The organism is Citrobacter sp. wls711, from assembly GCF_005281055.1.
Taxonomy (GTDB): Bacteria; Pseudomonadota; Gammaproteobacteria; order Enterobacterales; family Enterobacteriaceae; genus Citrobacter; species Citrobacter gillenii.
On the sequence record NZ_SZXC01000073.1, the window covers coordinates 1 to 18,674 of the forward strand.

The window sequence follows — 18,674 nt, forward strand, 5'->3', positions numbered from 1 at the left end:
TCCGAGTGCGTATTATTTCACCAAAACTGATTAAACTGCCAGTTTTTCGAGCGTTTTGAAGCCATAACGCTGGAGGACTGGCAGTAATTGTTCAGCTTCAGGCGTCATTGCCATACAAAAGGCAATATTCTCGTCAGCTGATTTTGCGTCAGGTGCTTCATGTTCTAACAACCAAGCCGTGCGACGCGCAATCGCGGCACCGGAATCCACCAGTCGCGTCCCTTCAGGTAGAACCTGTAAAAGTTCTTCCTGTAATAGAGGGAAATGCGTACATCCGAGAACAACCGTATCCGGCGGTTCCGACATCCGCAACCATGGTCGCAGAATGCGGCGCAACTCATCCAGAGGAACCGCTTCTCCGTGCAGCTTCGCTTCCGCCAGCTCCACCAGCTCAGCGGAACCCAACATCGCGATCTGGCACTCGTTCGCAAAACGCGCAATCAACTCATGCGTATATGAACGCTTCACCGTCGCTCGCGTCGCCAACAGCCCCACTACACCGTTAGCCGTAAGGCGCGCCGCCGGTTTAATCGCAGGTACCACGCCGACGACCGGGAAAGCGAACTTTTCGCGTAACGCAGGGAGTGACACCGTGCTGGCGGTATTGCAGGCGATAACAGCCAGTGAAAGGGGGTAGCGCTGCTGAACAGCAGTCACAATCTCAACAACACGCTCGACAATAAATTCCTCGCTCTTCTCTCCATAAGGAAAGGCAACGTTATCGAAAGCGTATATATAGTGGAGATCCGGCAAGAGGTTGCGGATCTCATTGTAGACCGACAACCCACCGACGCCGGAATCAAACACCAGCACGGTGGGACGTGGATCAGAAGGTGTAGCTGCCAGACAAGGTGTATTCCCGTCCTGCAGTTGGGTAGCCATAAACTGTCTCGTAATCTTTATCGAACAGGTTGGCGATTTTACCACGAACTGTCAGCTGTGAGGTGATCGGATATGACACCGCCAGATCCCACAAACTCACTCCACCCATTTTCACCGGCTGGTAGGTAACATAGTCCGTGTCATAGCGAGTTCCCAGATATTGATACGTCAGACCCCAGTCAAAATCATAGACCTGCCAGTCGAGCTGATACTTCACTTGCTGTTTGGAACGACGGGCCAGCGGCTTGTCCGTAATCGCATTGCGCGAATCGACGTAGTCATAGCTCAGCGTATGCGCCAGCGGACCCGTATCGAAGTTCGCCGTTGCCTCAACGCCTTTAATCCGCACTTTCCCTTCGTTATAGTATTTTTCCGTATGGGTGTTGTAATCGATCATGTTATCGATATCGTTACGATACCCTGACACACGCCAGGTCACCCCTGCCGTTAGTCCTTCAAACGCCCCTTCCCACTGCTTACTCTCCTCTGGATTCAGATTTGAGTTGCCGTAATAGCCATGCAACTGTCCCAGATTAGGTGCTTTATAGGAGGTACCATAAGAAGCAATGAAACGATAACCGTCAATAAACGCCCATCCGGCGCTGGTTTGCCATGTGCCATGCCGACCAAACTGGGAGTTGTCGTCGCTGCGCGCCGCGCCTTCGAAGGTGAAATCGCCGAGCTGTTGCAATCCGGTCAGATAAAGGCCAGTGTTACGCTGATCGTAACCGTCCGTAACATACCCGGTGCCTGGCTCTGTGGTTTGCTTTTGCCAGTCTACACCTGCACCGACGTTGCCGTGACCAACCACCATACTGTTTGACCACTGCACGTTATATTGCTTCATCTCATCCAGGGTCGCCGACGAGTCATAGCGGCCATAATCTGGATCATAGTTGTAGTCTTTGCTGTGGCTGTAGCTGGAAACCAGCTGTGACTGGATTTGCTCGCCATTAAAGCGCAGTCCGGCATCCCAGCTTTGGCTGTAGAGCTTGCGGGTATCGAGAAGCGCCGACCCCGGAGAATAATAGGAGTCATAATTGGTGCGGTTATCATAGCCATAGCCGCGCACAAACCCGCTCCAGGTGTCGGAGAAATTATGTTCCAGCGCACCATACAGCGTCTTACTTAAGAAACCGTCCTTGTCGGGCTGCGCCTGTGCACCAGTGCTGCCGTAGGCGACAACGTCAAACCCTTTGGTATAGGCGTAATCCCCCATTAGCGTCACGCGCGTATTCTCACCGAGCTGTTGCTGCGTCGAGATGTCGTAATTCTGATAACCATTACTGCCCACACCGGCGGTCAATTCCGTCCCCGGTTTTTCTCGCGTGGTAATAATATTCACCACACCGCCGATCGCATCAGAACCGTAAACAGCGGAACGCGGCCCGCGAATGTATTCAATACGTTGCACCAGTGATACCGGGAACTGGCTGAGATCGGCTGAGCCGCTCACGCCCGCCAAGTTCAGGCGCACGCCGTCAATCAGCACCAGCACATGACTGGCGTTGGTCCCACGAATAAAAATAGATGAGTTCTGCCCCATGCCGCCGCTTTGCGCGATATCGACACCCGGCAGGCGGCGAAGAACGTCATTCACAGAGGTAGATTGCCAGCGATCGATTTCCTGGCGCGTAACAACGGTGATGGGAGCAAGCACTGCACTAAGGGGTTGCTGAAAACGGTTAGCCGTAACGACGAGAGTGTCTGGGCTAGCATCCTGCGCCCAACCAGAAAATGCCGCGACGGAAAGTGCCGTCAGCAGCAATGATTTTTTAATCATTGTAAAGCATCCACAATATAAGAAGGATGCCGCAGGTCCCACCGATAGTACGCGATGATGAAAACCAGATGCGACGTTAGCCGGCAGGTCTTCGGGCTTGGAAGGTTATTCAATATAGCGAATAAAAAGAAATGAAGACTTCCCACCCAAAGGCAGTGTCTGCTTACGCTCTCATCTCACCTTTCCTTACCGCTGCGCGTCAGCTCCAGATTTACACTGGATTCCCTTTTAACTCACAGGACCGGAACGCGGATGCTACAGTTTGTTGTAACCGACTGTCCAGACTGTGTATCACAATATTAGAAATCATCAATAACTGGACATCTACTGAGCAATCCCTACAATCCCCGCGTACTTTTATTTTTCAGGACGCATCATGACCCCAGAACACCTCCCGACAGAACAGTATGACGCGCAGCTAGCCGATAAAGTGGCTCGTTTACAGAGCTTAATGACGCCATTTACTGATCAGGCTCCGGAAGTGTTTCGCTCGCCGGTCAGTCATTACCGCATGCGCGCTGAATTCCGCCTGTGGCATGACGCTGACGACCTGTACCACATCATGTTTGAAAGCCAGACCAAAAACCGTCTTCGCGTCGACAGCTTTCCGGCAGCCAGCGAACTCATCAACACGCTGATGACGGCCATGATTGAAGGCGTTCGTCACAATCACGTCCTGCGTCATAAATTGTTCCAGATTGATTACCTCACCACCATGAGCAATCAGGCGGTGGTATCCATGCTGTACCATAAAAAGTTAGATGACGAATGGCGTCAGGAAGCCGAAGCACTGCGGGATGCGCTACGCGCGAAAAACCTGAATGTGCATCTGATTGGCCGGGCGACCAAAACCAAAATCGCGTTGGATCAAGATTACATCGATGAACGTTTGCCGGTTGCGGGTAAAGAGATTATCTACCGCCAGGTTGAGAACAGCTTCACGCAGCCGAATGCCGCCATGAACATTCAGATGCTGGAATGGGCGATTGATGTCACCAAAGATTCGCAGGGCGACCTGCTTGAATTGTACTGTGGCAATGGCAACTTCTCGTTAGCGCTGGCGCAGAATTTCAACCGCGTACTGGCCACTGAAATCGCCAAACCGTCCGTGGCTGCCGCGCAGTACAATATTGTGGCTAACCATATTGATAACGTGCAAATTATTCGTATGGCTGCTGAAGAGTTTACTCAGGCGATGAACGGGGTGCGCGAGTTCAACCGCTTACAGGGCGTCGACCTGAAGAGTTACCAGTGTGAAACCATTTTTGTTGATCCACCGCGCAGCGGCCTGGACAGCGAAACAGAGAAGATGGTGCAAGCGTATCCGCGTATTCTGTACATCTCCTGCAACCCGGAGACACTGTGTAAGAACCTGGAAACGTTGAGCCAGACGCACAATGTGTCACGTCTGGCGCTGTTCGATCAGTTCCCGTATACACACCACATGGAGTGCGGCGTACTGTTAACGAAGAAGTAAGACTGAACGTAGGCCAGATAAGCACTACCGGTTCAGATTGCCGGATGGCGGCTTTGCCTTATCCGGCCTACAGCTACAACTGTTACTCCGCGATTTCCTGCTTACGGTTACGCACCTTAAAGCCGATCCAGAACACCAGAATCACTGACAGGACCGCCGGGAAGAAGTTCGAACCGATATCCGGGTATTCCGCGCGCACCACGGTGCTGTACAACAAAACACCGAGAATAAAACAGGCCGCAGCCAGACCTGGCAGCCCCACAGGCATCGTGCGATTCTGGTAACGTTGATGCAGGCAGTAAACCGTCAGCACCAGCGAAATAATCGGGAATACAGAGAATGGTACAATGGAGCTAAACAGCGCCGCAAATGTACCATTGATCGATAAGCCAGCAACCAGCGCCAGCAGCAGCGTACCTTTATCTCGACCTGACTGTTTCATTGCTCGTCCTTCTCGTTACTCGGAGTGATGCGTCATCTTCTCTTGTTCACGGCGATACCAGTAAAATGCGCCTTTGGCGATCATGCGCAGTTGCAATACCAGCCGCTCTTCCAGTTGTCGACGCTGTTCGGCGCCAACATCCAGCGCTTCTGCCCCCGCACTGAAAACAATCGTCACCATGGCTTCGGCTTGTGCTTCAGTAAACGCACGAGGCATATGGTTTTCGAGTTCCAGATAGTCCGCAAGTTCCGCAATGAAATGCTGAATTTCGCGAGCCACGGCGGCACGAAACGCCGCGGAGGTACCAGACCGCTCGCGCAATAATAAACGGAAGGCGTTGGGATTATTGCCGATGAACTCCATAAATGTTGAGACCGAGGTGCGGATCACACTGCCGCCCTTGGCGATACGCTGACGCGCCTGGCGCATCAACTGGCGTAGCATCAGGCCGCTCTCATCCACCATCGTCAGGCCGAGCTCATCCACATCGCGAAAATGGCGATAAAATGAGGTTGGCGCAATGCCCGCTTCACGAGCAACTTCACGTAAACTGAGGCTGGCAAAACTGCGCTCTGCACTCAATTGACTAAATGCGGCCTCAACCAGCGAACGCCGGGTTTTTTCTTTTTGTTGCGCTCTAACGCCCATCACGATGTCTGAATCCTTCCTTATACCTTGCTGGCACTATACCAGAGATTAGGCGGTTGGCATGGCTTTGTGAATGATTGTTTACGCGCAGTTTGTGCTTCGACTTCGCAAAAAAGCACAACGATAATTGGGTTATCCTGACAACGATGTTACTATTCTGTTGCTTTTATGTATAAGAACAGGTAAGCCTGACCATGTCACATTCCTACGATTACGATGCAATAGTAATAGGTTCCGGCCCCGGCGGCGAAGGCGCTGCAATGGGTCTGGTTAAGCAAGGCGCGCGCGTCGCCGTTATTGAGCGCTATCATAACGTCGGCGGCGGTTGTACCCACTGGGGCACCATCCCGTCTAAAGCACTCCGCCACGCCGTCAGCCGTATCATTGAATTCAATCAGAACCCACTCTACAGCGACCATTCCCGGCTTCTTCGCTCTTCTTTTGCCGATATTCTTAACCATGCCGATAACGTCATTAATCAGCAAACGCGTATGCGGCAAGGATTTTACGAGCGTAACCACTGTGAAATTTTGCAGGGGAATGCCCGTTTTGTTGACGAACACACCCTCGCTCTGGAATGCCACGACGGTACGGTGGAAACGCTCACAGCAGATAAATTTGTTATTGCCTGCGGTTCGCGCCCCTACCACCCAAATGATGTCGATTTTTCACATCCGCGCGTTTACGACAGCGATTCCATTCTCAGTCTGCACCATGAACCTCGCCACGTTCTGATCTATGGCGCGGGGGTCATTGGCTGTGAATATGCGTCGATCTTCCGGGGGATGGACGTCAAAGTTGATTTGATCAATACCCGTGACCGTCTGCTGGCGTTTCTTGATCAAGAGATGTCCGACTCGCTGTCTTATCACTTCTGGAACAGCGGCGTGGTGATTCGCCATAACGAAGAATACGAGAAAATTGAAGGCTGCGATGATGGCGTCATCATGCACCTGAAATCCGGGAAGAAACTGAAAGCCGACTGCCTGCTGTACGCCAACGGTCGTACCGGTAACACCGATTCATTAGCGCTGGAGAACATTGGCCTGAAGACGGACAGCCGCGGCCAGCTAAAAGTGAACAGCATGTACCAGACGGCGCTGCCGCATGTGTATGCCGTAGGGGATGTGATCGGTTATCCGAGCCTTGCTTCCGCAGCCTACGATCAAGGCCGTATCGCCGCCCAGGCGCTGGTGAAGGGTGAGGCCACCGCGCACCTGATCGAAGATATTCCGACGGGCATTTACACCATTCCCGAAATCAGCTCCGTCGGTAAAACTGAACAGCAACTGACGTCAATGAAAGTCCCTTACGAGGTTGGCCGCGCGCAGTTTAAACATCTGGCACGCGCACAAATCGTCGGGATGAGTGTCGGAACATTGAAGATTCTGTTCCATCGGGAGACCAAAGAGATTTTAGGGATCCACTGCTTTGGCGAACGCGCTGCCGAAATTATTCATATCGGTCAGGCAATAATGGAGCAAAAAGGTGGTGGTAACACCATCGAGTACTTCGTTAACACCACCTTTAACTACCCAACCATGGCGGAAGCCTATCGGGTAGCTGCACTGAACGGCTTAAACCGCCTGTTTTAACGTGTTGTCGAAATGGCCATCCATTGCACCACGGATGGCCTCTGCCAGCTGTTCATAACGGCTGCGCAGCGGCGAACCCGGACGGTACACCAGCCCAATGGTACGACGCGGTTCTGGCTTAATGCACGGCACATAGACCACACCATCACGCTTACGCTCCGGTGGGACAGCCAGCGCGGGCAGTAAAGTAATCCCGCTACCTGCTGCCACCATGTTACGCAACGTTTCCAGACTGGTTGCCCGGAAATGGGTGTCTTCATCGGCCCCGGCTTCAAAACAAAAGCCCATCGCCTGATCACGCAAACAGTGACCATCTTCGAGCATCAACAGTTTTTCACCTGCCAGATCGGACATCGGTACGCGGTCGCGGTTTGCCCATGGGTGATCTTCATAGATCGCCAGCATCATCGGCTCATCAAACAGCGGTACCTCGATAAACGCTTCACTCTCTTTTACCAGCGCCAGAATAACGCAGTCGAGTTTACCGCTGTCCAGTTGCGCCAACAGCTGATGCGTTTGCGCCTCATGCAGGTACATTTCCAGTTTTGGGAAGGTCTGGTGCAACATAGGAATAATATGCGGCAGCAGGTAAGGTCCTACCGTTGGGATCAAACCAATATGCAGCGGGCCGGACATTGCCTCACCCTGTTGGCTTGCCATCTCCTTGAGCACTTTGACCTCGCGCAACACGGTGCGCGCCTGATCCACCAGCAGCAAACCCGCTTGAGTGAACAGCACTTTACGACTCGTACGCTCCAGCAGCATAACGCCAAGCTCATCTTCGAGTTTGCGGATTTGCCCACTCAGCGTTGGCTGGCTGACGTGACAGGAGTCTGCCGCGCGTCGGAAGTGACGATGTTCGGCAAGTGCTACCAGGTATTCAAGATCACGAATATTCATTATTCATCCTCCATTGCCACGATAGTTCGCAGCGATAGGTAGAATAGCAACGAACGATTATCCCTATCAAGTATTCTGTTTAATAATGCACCACAGAAACGGAACGGTACCCCTTTAACCCTTGAAGCTACTGTCCGTTCTCATACTCGAAATAACTAAAGCCAACGTGAACGTTTGCGGACCTCTGGTCCGCTTTTTTTTGCATAAAAAAGCCCGGCTTGATGCCAGGCTCAGATAACCATTTGCCGGATGGTGACGCGAAGGCGTCTACCGCCATCGGGCAAAACACACGTTACGCCAGGCGCGCCTTCGCGTAGTCGATCGCCTGCGCTACCTGCTGCGGTGAAACGCCCCCTTTCGCCACACGCTTATCGAGGCACGACTGTAGCGAGAGGATCGGGTACACGTCATCGCCAATCACGGCGCTGAATTTTTGCAAATCAGCCAGTGACAGTGCTTCCAGCGGTTTGCCCTGACGAATCGCCTCAACTACCGTTTCACCCACGATATGGTGTGCTTCACGGAACGGGACGCCTTTCGCCACCAGATAATCGGCCAGCTCCGTAGCGTTGGCATAGCCCTGCTGCGCGGCTTCCTGGCAACGTGGGCGTTTTACCTGAATACCGTCCAGCACCAGCGCCGCCATATGCAGGCAGTCCAGCCAGGTATCGAGTGCATCGAACAGCCCTTCTTTGTCTTCCTGCATATCCTTGTTATACGCTAGCGGCAGTCCTTTCAGCGTCATCATCATGCCAGTCAACGCACCTTGCACGCGGCCACATTTGCCACGAATCAGCTCTAATGCGTCCGGATTTTTCTTCTGCGGCATTAATGATGAACCGGAGGTTACGCGATCGGACAGTTCCACAAAACCGGCTTCCCCGGTATTAAAGAAAATCAGATCTTCAGCAAAGCGTGACAGGTGAACCATACCGATAGAGGCATCTGAGAGGAGCTCCAGCACATGGTCACGATCGGATACGCTGTCCAGACTATTGCGGGTCGCCGAGGCGAAACCCAGCCAGCCAGCCAGTTGTTCACGATCGATTTCATAGGCGGTACCCGCCAGCGCGCCACAGCCTAACGGGCTGACATCCAGACGCTTGAGCGTATCCTGCAGACGGCTCTCATCACGCGCCAGCATTTCAACATAGGCCAGACACCAATGAGCAAACGTCACCGGCTGGGCACGCTGCAGGTGGGTATAACCCGGCATGACGGCATCCTGATTATTCTCTGCTGTCACCACCAGCGCGCTTTGCAACTGACGGTTAGCAGACAATAATTCAAGCACCGTGTCTTTGCACCACAGTTTAAGATCGGTTGCCACCTGGTCATTACGGCTACGCCCGGTATGCAGTTTTTTACCCAACGGCCCGACTTTATCGATGAGCTTGCCTTCTACCCAACTGTGAATATCTTCCGCATCGCTTTGCAGGATCTGTTGCGGGTCGAGGCGTACTTCTTCCAGCAGAGTATTCAACGCCTCTTCCAATTGACATTGTTCATCAGCAGTCAACACACCGACCGTGACCAGCGCTTTGGACCAGGCCACAGAGCCGACGATATCCTGCTCGGCCAAGCGGTAGTCGAAGCGCAAAGAGTCGTTGAACTGTTTGAACCGCTGATCTGCTGCTTGTGTAAAACGCCCACCCCAAAGTGCCATAACGAATTTCCTTAATATGATATTTTGCCCGGTGGCGCTACGCTTACCGGGCCTACAAAACCCATCCAGGCCGGATAAAGCGCTGTCGCTACCCGGCACAGTAATAGTTAAGCCAGAATACGCGTACCGATCGGCGTGCCGTTAAACAGCGCCGGGAGTTGTTCGGCATGACGCCAGGAGGCGATATCCACTGGACGTCCCAGCGTACGTGCCGCGTCCAGCGCCGCGTTCACCTTCACAATCATGCCATCGGTGATAATACCCTGCTCAATCAGCTGTTCTGCTTTGGCTGCGGTCATTTCGGCAATCCGCTGGCCTTTACCATCCAGAATACCGCTGACGTCAGACAACAGGATCAGATCCGCACCCAGCGTTGCCGCCAGCGCCGTCGCAGCCTGATCGGCATTGACGTTCATCAGTTGCCCTTCTTCCGTGACGCCTATCGAGCTGACGACCGGTAGAAAACCGTTTTCCAGTAGCGTGTTAATCAGCTTAGGAGAACCAGGCTGTGCCAGTCCAACATGACCTAACGCTACATCGAGCTGGGTCACTTTTACGCTGTCGCCATCGCCAAGGTACAGACCAACAGCGTCAATATGGTGTTTCTTCGCCCACGCCAGCAGCGTTTTATTCGCCGTTCCGGCCAGGGCACCGGTAATGATGTCGATCTGGTCGGCTGGCGTCACGCGCAGACCATTTTTCTTTGTCACCGGCAAGTTAAGCCCTTTCATCAGCTCGTCAACCACGCAGCCGCCACCGTGCACAATGACCAGCGGACGCTGGTGCGACTCGCGATAATTGACCAGAGCGGTAAACAAACGCGCCAGCGCCTCTTCGCTATCCAGTAAAACGCCGCCCAGCTTGATAATTAATGGATTCATCATTGCACCCTTAAAGAAGAGACTGCGTTTCAGCAAAGCCGAAACGGATATTTGCGCACTGCATCGCCTGTGCGGCAGCGCCTTTCAATAAATTGTCTTCGGTTGCCACCACAATCAGGTGCTCGCCCTGAACAGCAAAACCGATATCGCAGAACGGTAAGCCCACCACATTTTTCAGGGCCGGGACACCGTTGTCATACAGACGAACCAGCGGTTTATCACCATAGGCCTGCTGCAGTGCTTGCGCCACCTGTGCATGGGTCACGCCCGGCCTCAAACGACAGGTGATGGTTTCCAAAATGCCGCGCGGGAAGTTGCCCAGATGCGGAGTAAAAATCACGTCCGCCCCCAAATGTGTGGCGATCTCCGGCTGATGGCGGTGGGTAAATACACCATACGGTTGCAGACTCACTTCACAGAAGCTGTTCGAGATGGCAGCTTTACGTCCTGCTCCACTCACACCACTGGTGGCGTTAATTACCGGCCACTGGCTGAGATCAAGCAGGTTGGCATCAATCAGAGGCTTAAGCGACAACTGCGCCGCCGTAGGATAACAACCCGGTACGGCAATCAGATTCGCGTCTTTTAGTTTGCTTGCACTCCACTCCGCCAGCCCGTAGACCGCTTGCTCCAGCAGCTCAGGATGCTGATGAGTAAAGCCATAATACTTTTCATAGAAGGCGCCGTCGTTAACACGGAACGCACCAGAGAGGTCAAACACCACGCAGCCCGCTTCCAGAAACTGTGGCGCCAGGTCATGACTAACCTCATGGGCCGTCGCCAGAAACACAACGTCCACCCCTGCGCTAAACTCGCGGATATCCGACATGGGTTGCAACGGCAAATCAACAATGCCCTTTAACTGCGGATGTAAATCAGAGATTAATTTTCCTGCATCATTGCTTTGCGCTGAGACAGTCAAAGCGGTTATGTTCATATCAGGATGGCGATTTACATAGGTCACAAGCTCTGCACCAGCATAGCCACTGGCGCCCACAATCAGCGTATTCAACATCGGGGCTGTTCACCTTCTTATATTCGGTTGCCAGGTATAAGCCTTTATCACCTCACCTTACACTTGGTGGGTTTTATTTCGCTCAACATTATTGTATTTTTATTCACAAATACTGCATGAATATTGATACTATCATGACCCGAGGTGTGTCAACAATGAAAAACAATTTACCGCCATTTATCGAGATTTACCGCGCTCTGATTGCCACACCATCGATCAGCGCCACCGAAGAAGCGCTCGATCAAAGTAATGCAGGTTTAATCACTCTGCTGGCGGATTGGTTCAAAGATTTAGGCTTCAGCGTCGAGGTACAACCGGTTCCCGGCACCCGTAATAAATTCAATATGCTGGCAAGTACAGGCACCGGTGCAGGCGGCCTGCTGCTCGCCGGTCATACCGACACCGTACCGTTTGACGACGGACGTTGGACGCGCGATCCGTTCACCCTGACCGAACATGACAACAAGCTCTACGGACTGGGTACGGCGGATATGAAAGGTTTCTTCGCGTTTATTCTCGATGCACTGCGTGATGTCGATGTGAAACAGCTGAAAAAGCCGCTCTACATCCTGGCCACCGCCGATGAAGAGACCAGTATGGCGGGCGCACGCTACTTCTCTGAAAATACGGCGATTCGCCCGGATTGCGCGATCATCGGTGAGCCAACATCCCTGCAGCCAATTCGCGCACACAAAGGCCATATTTCCACGGCGGTACGCGTACTCGGCCAGTCTGGCCATTCCAGCGATCCGGCGCGCGGCGTGAACGCCATTGAACTGATGCACGATGCCATCGGCCACATTATGCAGTTGCGCGACTCGCTGAAAGCACGCTATCACCACGATTCATTCACCGTGCCTTACCCGACGCTGAACCTCGGCAGCCTGCATGGCGGCGATGCCTCCAACCGTATTTGCGCCTGCTGCGAACTGCATATGGATATCCGCCCGTTGCCGGGAATGACGTTAAGCGACCTGAATGGCTTACTGACGGACGCGCTGGCCCCGGTGAGCGAACGCTGGCCTGGCCGACTGACGGTTTCCGAGCTGCACCCGCCGATCCCGGGTTACGAATGCCCGCCGGATCACCAACTGGTCGAGGTGGTGGAAAAACTGCTCGGCGAGAAAACCGACGTGGTGAACTACTGCACAGAAGCGCCGTTTATTCAGACGCTGTGCCCGACGCTAGTACTGGGACCGGGTTCCATTAATCAGGCACATCAACCAGATGAATATCTGGAAACACGCTTCATTAAGCCAACCCGCGAATTAATTACCCAGGTTGTGCATCATTTTTGCTGGCATTAACCGAACGTCGCCTTGCTAATCCTTTAGTGGTAAGCAAGGCGATTCTTTTAACATTTGCATAAGCAACGCTTATTTGACGCGATGTGAATTAAATAACGTAAATTCCCGCCATTTATTCGTTTGCTGAACCGATTTCGCCGCAATTGACGTCAGGTGTTTTACGTGGCTTTATAAAAGACGACTAAAAAGTTAAGTCCGAAAGATTTCGCGTTGCAGCCAATGCCGCTGGGACGCGAAAGATACAGGACATATTCAAAACAGATGGGGTGTCTGGGATCATATGAACGAACAATATTCCGCGTTGCGTAGTAATGTCAGTATGCTCGGCAAAGTGCTGGGAGAAACCATCAAGGATGCGCTGGGAGAGAACATTCTCGATCGCGTAGAAACAATCCGTAAGCTGTCCAAATCATCCCGCGCTGGCAATGAAGCGAACCGTCAGGAACTGCTCACTACGCTGCAGAATCTGTCTAACGACGAGCTGCTGCCAGTTGCCCGTGCGTTTAGTCAGTTCCTGAACCTGGCCAATACCGCCGAACAGTACCACAGCATTTCGCCAAAAGGCGAAGCTGCCAGCAACCCGGAAGTGATTGCCCGTACCCTGCGTAAACTGAAAGACCAGCCCAACCTCGATGAAGCGACAATCAAAAAAGCCGTGGAATCGCTCTCTCTGGAGCTGGTCCTGACCGCACACCCAACCGAAATCACCCGCCGTACGTTGATTCATAAAATGGGTGAGGTTAACGCATGCCTCAAGCAGCTTGATAACAAAGACATCGTCGATTACGAACGCCACCAGTTGATGCGCCGCCTGCGCCAGCTAATCGCCCAATCATGGCACACGGATGAAATCCGTAAACTGCGTCCCAGCCCGGTTGATGAAGCCAAATGGGGCTTCGCCGTGGTTGAAAATAGCCTGTGGGAAGGTGTACCGAACTATCTGCGTGAACTGAATGAACAGCTGGAAGCGCATCTGAACTACAAGCTGCCCGTCGATTTTGTCCCGGTCCGATTCACCTCGTGGATGGGCGGTGACCGTGACGGTAACCCGAACGTAACGGCAGATATCACCCGCCACGTGCTGCTGCTCAGCCGCTGGAAAGCGACCGATCTGTTCCTGAAAGACATCCAGTTTCTGGTTTCTGAACTGTCGATGGTCGAAGCCACGCCTGAGCTATTAGCGCTGGTGGGTGAAGAAGGCGCGGCAGAACCCTATCGCCATCTGATGAAAATGCTCCGTTCGCGTCTGATGACGACCCAGGCCTGGCTGGAAGCGCGTCTGAAAGGCGAAAAATTGCCGAAACCTGCAGGTCTGCTGACACAAAACGAGCAGCTATGGGAACCGCTGTACGCGTGTTATCAGTCACTGCAAGCCTGCGGTATGGGCATCATCGCCAATGGCGAACTGCTCGATACCTTGCGCCGAGTGAAATGTTTTGGCGTCCCGCTGGTGCGTATCGATATTCGTCAGGAAAGTACCCGTCATACCGAAGCGCTGGGCGAACTGACCCGTTACCTGGGCATTGGCGACTACGAAAGCTGGTCAGAAGCAGACAAACAGGCCTTCCTGATCCGAGAACTGAACTCCAAACGTCCACTGCTGCCGCGCAGCTGGGAACCGAGTAACGATACCCGTGAAGTCCTCGATACCTGTCGGGTGATTGCCGAAGCACCTCATGGTTCTATTGCTGCCTACGTGATCTCGATGGCAAAAACACCGTCGGATGTGCTGGCCGTTCACCTGCTGCTGAAAGAAGCTGGCATCGGTTTTACCATGCCGGTAGCGCCGCTGTTTGAAACGCTGGACGACCTCAACAATGCTGACGATGTAATGACTCAGTTGTTGAATATCGACTGGTACCGCGGTCTGATTCAGGGCAAGCAGATGGTCATGATTGGCTACTCTGATTCCGCAAAAGACGCAGGCGTGATGGCGGCGTCCTGGGCGCAATATCAGGCGCAGGATGCGTTGATCAAAACCTGCGAAAAAGCCGGCATTGAACTGACGTTGTTCCACGGCCGGGGGGGGTCTATCGGCCGCGGTGGCGCTCCGGCCCATGCGGCACTGCTCTCACAACCACCTGGCAGCCTGAAAGGCGGACTGCGCGTCACTGAGCAGGGTGAGATGATCCGCTTCAAATACGGTCTGCCGGAAGTGACCATCAGCAGCCTGTCTCTGTACACCGCCGCGATCCTGGAAGCCAACCTGCTACCACCGCCAGAACCGAAAGACAGCTGGTGCCATATTATGGATGAGCTGTCAGATATCTCCTGCAAGCTGTACCGTGGCTACGTGCGTGAGAACAAAGACTTTGTACCTTACTTCCGCTCAGCAACTCCCGAGCAGGAACTGGGTAAATTACCGCTCGGCTCACGTCCGGCTAAGCGCCGTCCGACCGGTGGAGTAGAGTCTTTGCGTGCCATTCCGTGGATCTTCGCCTGGACGCAAAACCGCCTAATGCTTCCGGCCTGGCTGGGCGCAGGTACCGCACTGCAAAAAGTGGTTGAAGACGGTAAACAGAGCGAACTTGAAGCGATGTGCCGCGACTGGCCATTCTTCTCCACGCGCCTTGGCATGCTGGAAATGGTGTTCTCGAAAGCGGACCTGTGGCTGGCGGAATACTACGATCAGCGTCTGGTCAAAAAAGAGCTATGGCCGTTGGGTGAAGAACTGCGCCACCGTCTGGAAGCCGACATCGACGTGGTGCTGGCCATCGCCAACGACTCACATTTGATGGCCGACCTGCCGTGGATTGCCGAGTCAATTCAGTTAAGAAATATTTATACCGATCCGTTGAACGTGCTACAGGCTGAACTATTACACCGTTCGCGTCTGGCAGAAGAACACGGTGAAGCCCCCGATCCGCGCGTTGAACAAGCGCTGATGGTCACCATCGCCGGTGTCGCTGCGGGTATGCGTAATACCGGTTAAGTGAGTCCTCTGTCACCCTCGTGCTATTGCGCGAGGGTGACCTCAAAATCGCTTGTCATAACCACTTCATTTCAAATATATTTCTTCTTTGATTCATTCTTCACTTCATAAATGAATCATCAACAAGAAGCGTTTTTAATATCACAATGCTTCAGGTCCCCTTAAGATTTAGCCGCTACTCTTGGCGACACGATTAATGACAGGCTCACACTATGCACTCCTTATCATCCCAGTCTAAACCCCCGTTTAGCTGGAAGGCCCTGGGTTGGGCACTTCTCTATTTTTGTTTTTTTTCTTCATTACTACAGGTCATTATCTATTTTAGTGGTTACAGCGGCACGAATGGATTACGCGACTCGATACTGTTTAGTTCGCTATGGTTGATCCCGGTATTCTTATTTCCCAATCGTATCCGTATTATTGCTGCCGTTATTGGCGTCGTGCTGTGGGCTGCGTCACTCGCTGCACTGAGCTATTACGTCATTTACGGGCAGGAATTCTCACAGAGCGTGCTGTACGTGATGTTTGAGACCAATGCCAACGAAGCCAGTGAATACTTAAGCCAGTATTTCAGCCTCAAGATTGTTTTTATCGCACTGGCCTATACCGCCGTAGCTATTTTGCTGTGGACGCGCCTACGCCCGGTTCATATTCCCTCCCCCTGGCGTTATCTGGTGTCGTTTGCGCTGTTATACGGTCTGATTCTGCACCCAATGGCCGTTAACACATTTATTAAGCATAAACCTTTTGAGCGAACGCTGAACGGTCTTGCCTCACGTATGGAACCCGCTGCGCCGTGGCAGTTTATTTCTGGCTATTATCAGTATCGTCAGCAACTAACCTCATTGAACAGTCTGCTGAATGAGAACAATGCGCTGCCGCCGCTGGCAAACTTTAAAGACAACTCTGGCGATGCCCCGCGCACGCTGGTGCTGGTAATTGGTGAGTCAACTCAGCGTGGACGCATGAGCCTGTACGGCTATCCGCGTGAAACCACGCCGGAACTGGACGCACTGCACAAATCCGATCCTAACCTGACCGTATTCAATAATGTCGTGACCTCACGTCCGTACACTATTGAAATCCTGCAGCAGGCGCTGACCTTCGCCAACGAGAAGAACCCGGATTTATATCTGACGCAGCCGTCGCTGATGAACATGATGAAACAGGCGGGTTATAAGACCTTCTGGATCACTAATCAGCAAACCATGACCGCGCGTAACACTATGTTGACCGTGTTCTCCAAACAGACGGATAAGCAGTTCTATATGAACCAACAGCGCACCCAAAGTGCGCGTGAATACGACAGCAACGTGCTGGCGCCGTTTAAAGAGGTACTGGCCGATCCGGCGCCGAAAAAATTCATCATTGTTCATCTGCTGGGAACGCATATTAAGTACAAATTCCGCTATCCGGATGGTCAGGGGAAATTCGACAACAATATCGACCACGTTCCTGCAGGCCTGAACAGCGATGAGCTGGAAGCCTATAACGATTACGACAGCGCCAATGTGTATAACGACCACATCATTGCCAGCCTGATTAACGACTACAAAGCCACCGATCCAAACGGCTTCCTGCTCTACTTCTCCGACCATGGCGAAGAGGTATATGACACGCCGCCGCATAAAACGCAGGGGCGTAATGAAGACAACCCAACGCGCCATATGTATACGGTACCGTTCCTGCTATGGACCTCTGAAAAATGGCAGGCCGTACATCCGCGTGACTTCTCGCAAGGCGTTGATCGTAAGTACAGCAGCTCTGAACTTATTCATACCTGGTCTGATTTAGCGGGCTTGACCTACGATGGATTCGACCCGACGCGTGCCATTACCAACCCGCAGTTCAAAGAGACAACCCGCTGGATTGGTAATCCATACAAGAAAAACGCCCTGATTGATTACGATACTCTGCCTTACGGCGATCAAATTGGTAACCAGTAATCGTTTAGCGCCCCAGGCCACTCTTTTAGGGTGGCCTTTTTTTACCATCAACGTTACTGTGACCTTGTCTGCTGCCTGCAAGGGATCAACATGTATCACGACGTCAGCCACCTTCTCTCCCGCCTGATTAACGGTCCCCTCCCGCTGCGGCAGGTGTGTTTCGCCAGCACCAACGGTTCAATGCCAGAACTGGCCTGTCAGGTTGATTTTCCCCGGTTGGAAATTGTACTGGAAGGCGAGTTTGCTGATGTCAGCATCGGAAACAAACTTACCTCTGGTGATGTGCTGTACGTCCCGGCAGGTGGCTGGAATCTCCCGCAGTGGCACACGCCAGTCACCACGATCAGCATCCTGTTCGGCAAACAGCAGTTAGGTTTCAGCATCGTTCAGTGGGATGGAAAACAATTTCAAAACCTCGCCAAACAACACGTTGCGCGGCGCGGACCGCGTATTGGCTCCTTCCTGCTGCAAACGCTGCATGAGATGCAGATGCAGCCACAGGAGCAACAAACGGCCAGGCTGATCGTCGCCAGTCTGTTAAGCCACTGTCGCGATCTGCTGGGCAGCCAGATCCAGACCGCGTCGCGCAGTCAGGCGCTTTTCGACGCTATTCGCGACTATATCGACGAACGCTACGCCTCGCCGCTGACCCGTGAATCCGTCGCCCAGGCGTTTTATATCTCGCCGAATTACCTGTCGCACCTGTTTCAGAAAACGGGCGCTATCGGTTTTAACGAGTACCTGAACCATACGCGACTGGAACACGCCAAGGCACTGCTGAAGGGTTACGACCTGAAGGTGAAAGAAGTGGCGCGCACCTGTGGGTTTGTCGACAGTAACTACTTCTGTCGCCTGTTTCGTAAGAATACAGAGCGTTCTCCGTCAGAGTATCGTCGGCAATATCACAGCCAGTTAACAGAAAAAGAGGCACATCGGCAGTGAAGCCGTTGCGTAGCGACACAGACTGAGCACAAATCCATCATTTACTGGATTTTTGTAATATACAAGAACCCTCACAACTCTCTTCAACCCAGAATAAACCCGCAGCCAATTAACATGTGATGTATCTCTCACTTTGACATATACATTACATTTATCCAGTTTTTGGCAGATTTGTCAGATAGCGCACGACCGTAAAACGCTCTTATCCTGTACACAGAACAGCATTCCGGCAACGGGCGGCTAACCGAAAATTTAGAG

Annotated in this window: 14 protein-coding genes and 1 riboswitch; of the genes, 6 read left to right on the forward strand and 8 right to left on the reverse strand. The window is 52.8% G+C overall.

The window, feature by feature from the left end:
- Nucleotides 1-30: 30 nt before the first annotated feature.
- Nucleotides 31-882, reverse strand: coding sequence for a glutamate racemase (murI, locus tag FDW98_RS20815; protein WP_096758786.1), 852 nt, complete (start codon nt 880-882; stop codon nt 31-33).
- A complete protein-coding gene (gene btuB / locus FDW98_RS20820; RefSeq protein WP_096758787.1) occupies nt 827-2,665 on the reverse strand; it encodes a TonB-dependent vitamin B12 receptor BtuB in 1,839 nt (612 codons plus the stop codon). Before btuB ends, murI begins: the two co-directional genes overlap by 56 nt.
- 64 nt (nt 2,666-2,729) lie before the next feature.
- Nucleotides 2,730-2,926, reverse strand: a riboswitch (cobalamin riboswitch).
- 115 nt (nt 2,927-3,041) lie between these two features.
- On the opposite strand from btuB, the gene trmA reads away from it, so the two are divergent.
- A complete protein-coding gene (trmA, locus tag FDW98_RS20825) occupies nt 3,042-4,142 on the forward strand; it encodes a tRNA (uridine(54)-C5)-methyltransferase TrmA (protein ID WP_096758788.1) in 1,101 nt (366 codons plus the stop codon).
- An 82-nt stretch (nt 4,143-4,224) separates the two neighbouring features.
- On the opposite strand, the gene FDW98_RS20830 is transcribed toward trmA, so the two are convergent.
- Both FDW98_RS20830 and fabR read right to left on the reverse strand, forming a co-directional pair.
- Complete coding sequence (locus FDW98_RS20830) at nt 4,225-4,584, reverse strand: YijD family membrane protein (protein ID WP_096758789.1); 360 nt, start codon at nt 4,582-4,584, stop codon at nt 4,225-4,227.
- A gap of 15 nt (nt 4,585-4,599) precedes the next feature.
- Entirely contained in the window at nt 4,600-5,235 is a 636-nt protein-coding gene (gene fabR / locus FDW98_RS20835; protein ID WP_003028862.1) for an HTH-type transcriptional repressor FabR, read from the reverse strand.
- A 191-nt stretch (nt 5,236-5,426) separates the two neighbouring features.
- Between fabR and sthA the strand changes: the two genes are divergently transcribed.
- Entirely contained in the window at nt 5,427-6,827 is a 1,401-nt protein-coding gene (gene sthA, locus FDW98_RS20840; RefSeq protein WP_096758790.1) for a Si-specific NAD(P)(+) transhydrogenase, read from the forward strand.
- On the opposite strand, the gene oxyR is transcribed toward sthA, so the two are convergent.
- From oxyR to argC, 4 genes are all read right to left on the reverse strand, one after another.
- On the reverse strand, nt 6,810-7,727 hold the full coding sequence (gene oxyR, locus FDW98_RS20845; RefSeq protein ID WP_096758791.1) for a DNA-binding transcriptional regulator OxyR: 918 nt from the start codon (nt 7,725-7,727) through the stop codon (nt 6,810-6,812). The genes sthA and oxyR overlap by 18 nt on opposite strands.
- Before the next feature lie 292 nt (nt 7,728-8,019).
- Nucleotides 8,020-9,393 carry an argininosuccinate lyase gene (argH, locus tag FDW98_RS20850; protein ID WP_096758792.1) on the reverse strand — a complete coding sequence of 458 codons (1,374 nt, stop codon included), beginning with the start codon at nt 9,391-9,393 and terminating at the stop codon, nt 8,020-8,022.
- Between the two features lie 107 nt (nt 9,394-9,500).
- Nucleotides 9,501-10,277 (reverse strand): acetylglutamate kinase, encoded by a 777-nt coding sequence (gene argB / locus FDW98_RS20855; protein ID WP_096758793.1) that lies wholly within the window; start codon nt 10,275-10,277, stop codon nt 9,501-9,503.
- Nucleotides 10,278-10,284: 7 nt separating this feature from the next.
- The gene (gene argC, locus FDW98_RS20860) at nt 10,285-11,289 is read right to left on the reverse strand and encodes an N-acetyl-gamma-glutamyl-phosphate reductase (RefSeq protein ID WP_096758794.1); all 1,005 of its coding nucleotides are present in this window, start codon (nt 11,287-11,289) and stop codon (nt 10,285-10,287) included.
- 155 nt (nt 11,290-11,444) lie between these two features.
- On the opposite strand from argC, the gene argE reads away from it, so the two are divergent.
- The 4 genes from argE to FDW98_RS20880 all read left to right on the forward strand — a co-directional run bounded on the left by argE (nt 11,445) and on the right by FDW98_RS20880 (nt 18,416).
- Nucleotides 11,445-12,596: an acetylornithine deacetylase gene (gene argE / locus FDW98_RS20865; RefSeq protein WP_096758795.1), complete on the forward strand. Its 1,152-nt coding sequence runs from the start codon at nt 11,445-11,447 to the stop codon at nt 12,594-12,596.
- Nucleotides 12,597-12,876: 280 nt separating this feature from the next.
- Nucleotides 12,877-15,528, forward strand: coding sequence for a phosphoenolpyruvate carboxylase (gene ppc, locus FDW98_RS20870; protein ID WP_096758796.1), 2,652 nt, complete (start codon nt 12,877-12,879; stop codon nt 15,526-15,528).
- A 212-nt stretch (nt 15,529-15,740) separates the two neighbouring features.
- A complete protein-coding gene (locus FDW98_RS20875; RefSeq protein WP_096758797.1) occupies nt 15,741-17,474 on the forward strand; it encodes a phosphoethanolamine transferase CptA in 1,734 nt (577 codons plus the stop codon).
- Between the two features lie 90 nt (nt 17,475-17,564).
- On the forward strand, nt 17,565-18,416 hold the full coding sequence (locus tag FDW98_RS20880; RefSeq protein WP_096758798.1) for a helix-turn-helix transcriptional regulator: 852 nt from the start codon (nt 17,565-17,567) through the stop codon (nt 18,414-18,416).
- The last annotated feature ends 258 nt before the right edge of the window (nt 18,417-18,674 follow it).

Excerpts from the sequence above, each read along its gene's own strand:
- murI (WP_096758786.1), bottom strand. The coding sequence starts at position 882 with ATGGCTACCCAACTGCAGGACGGGAATACACCTTGTCTGGCAGCTACA.
- oxyR (WP_096758791.1), bottom strand. The coding sequence starts at position 7,727 with ATGAATATTCGTGATCTTGAATACCTGGTAGCACTTGCCGAACATCGT.
- FDW98_RS20830 (WP_096758789.1), bottom strand. The coding sequence starts at position 4,584 with ATGAAACAGTCAGGTCGAGATAAAGGTACGCTGCTGCTGGCGCTGGTT.
- argC (WP_096758794.1), bottom strand. The coding sequence starts at position 11,289 with ATGTTGAATACGCTGATTGTGGGCGCCAGTGGCTATGCTGGTGCAGAG.
- ppc (WP_096758796.1), top strand. The coding sequence starts at position 12,877 with ATGAACGAACAATATTCCGCGTTGCGTAGTAATGTCAGTATGCTCGGC.
- btuB (WP_096758787.1), bottom strand. The coding sequence starts at position 2,665 with ATGATTAAAAAATCATTGCTGCTGACGGCACTTTCCGTCGCGGCATTT.
- FDW98_RS20880 (WP_096758798.1), top strand. The coding sequence starts at position 17,565 with ATGTATCACGACGTCAGCCACCTTCTCTCCCGCCTGATTAACGGTCCC.
- argB (WP_096758793.1), bottom strand. The coding sequence starts at position 10,277 with ATGATGAATCCATTAATTATCAAGCTGGGCGGCGTTTTACTGGATAGC.
- FDW98_RS20875 (WP_096758797.1), top strand. The coding sequence starts at position 15,741 with ATGCACTCCTTATCATCCCAGTCTAAACCCCCGTTTAGCTGGAAGGCC.
- argH (WP_096758792.1), bottom strand. The coding sequence starts at position 9,393 with ATGGCACTTTGGGGTGGGCGTTTTACACAAGCAGCAGATCAGCGGTTC.
- argE (WP_096758795.1), top strand. The coding sequence starts at position 11,445 with ATGAAAAACAATTTACCGCCATTTATCGAGATTTACCGCGCTCTGATT.
- trmA (WP_096758788.1), top strand. The coding sequence starts at position 3,042 with ATGACCCCAGAACACCTCCCGACAGAACAGTATGACGCGCAGCTAGCC.
- sthA (WP_096758790.1), top strand. The coding sequence starts at position 5,427 with ATGTCACATTCCTACGATTACGATGCAATAGTAATAGGTTCCGGCCCC.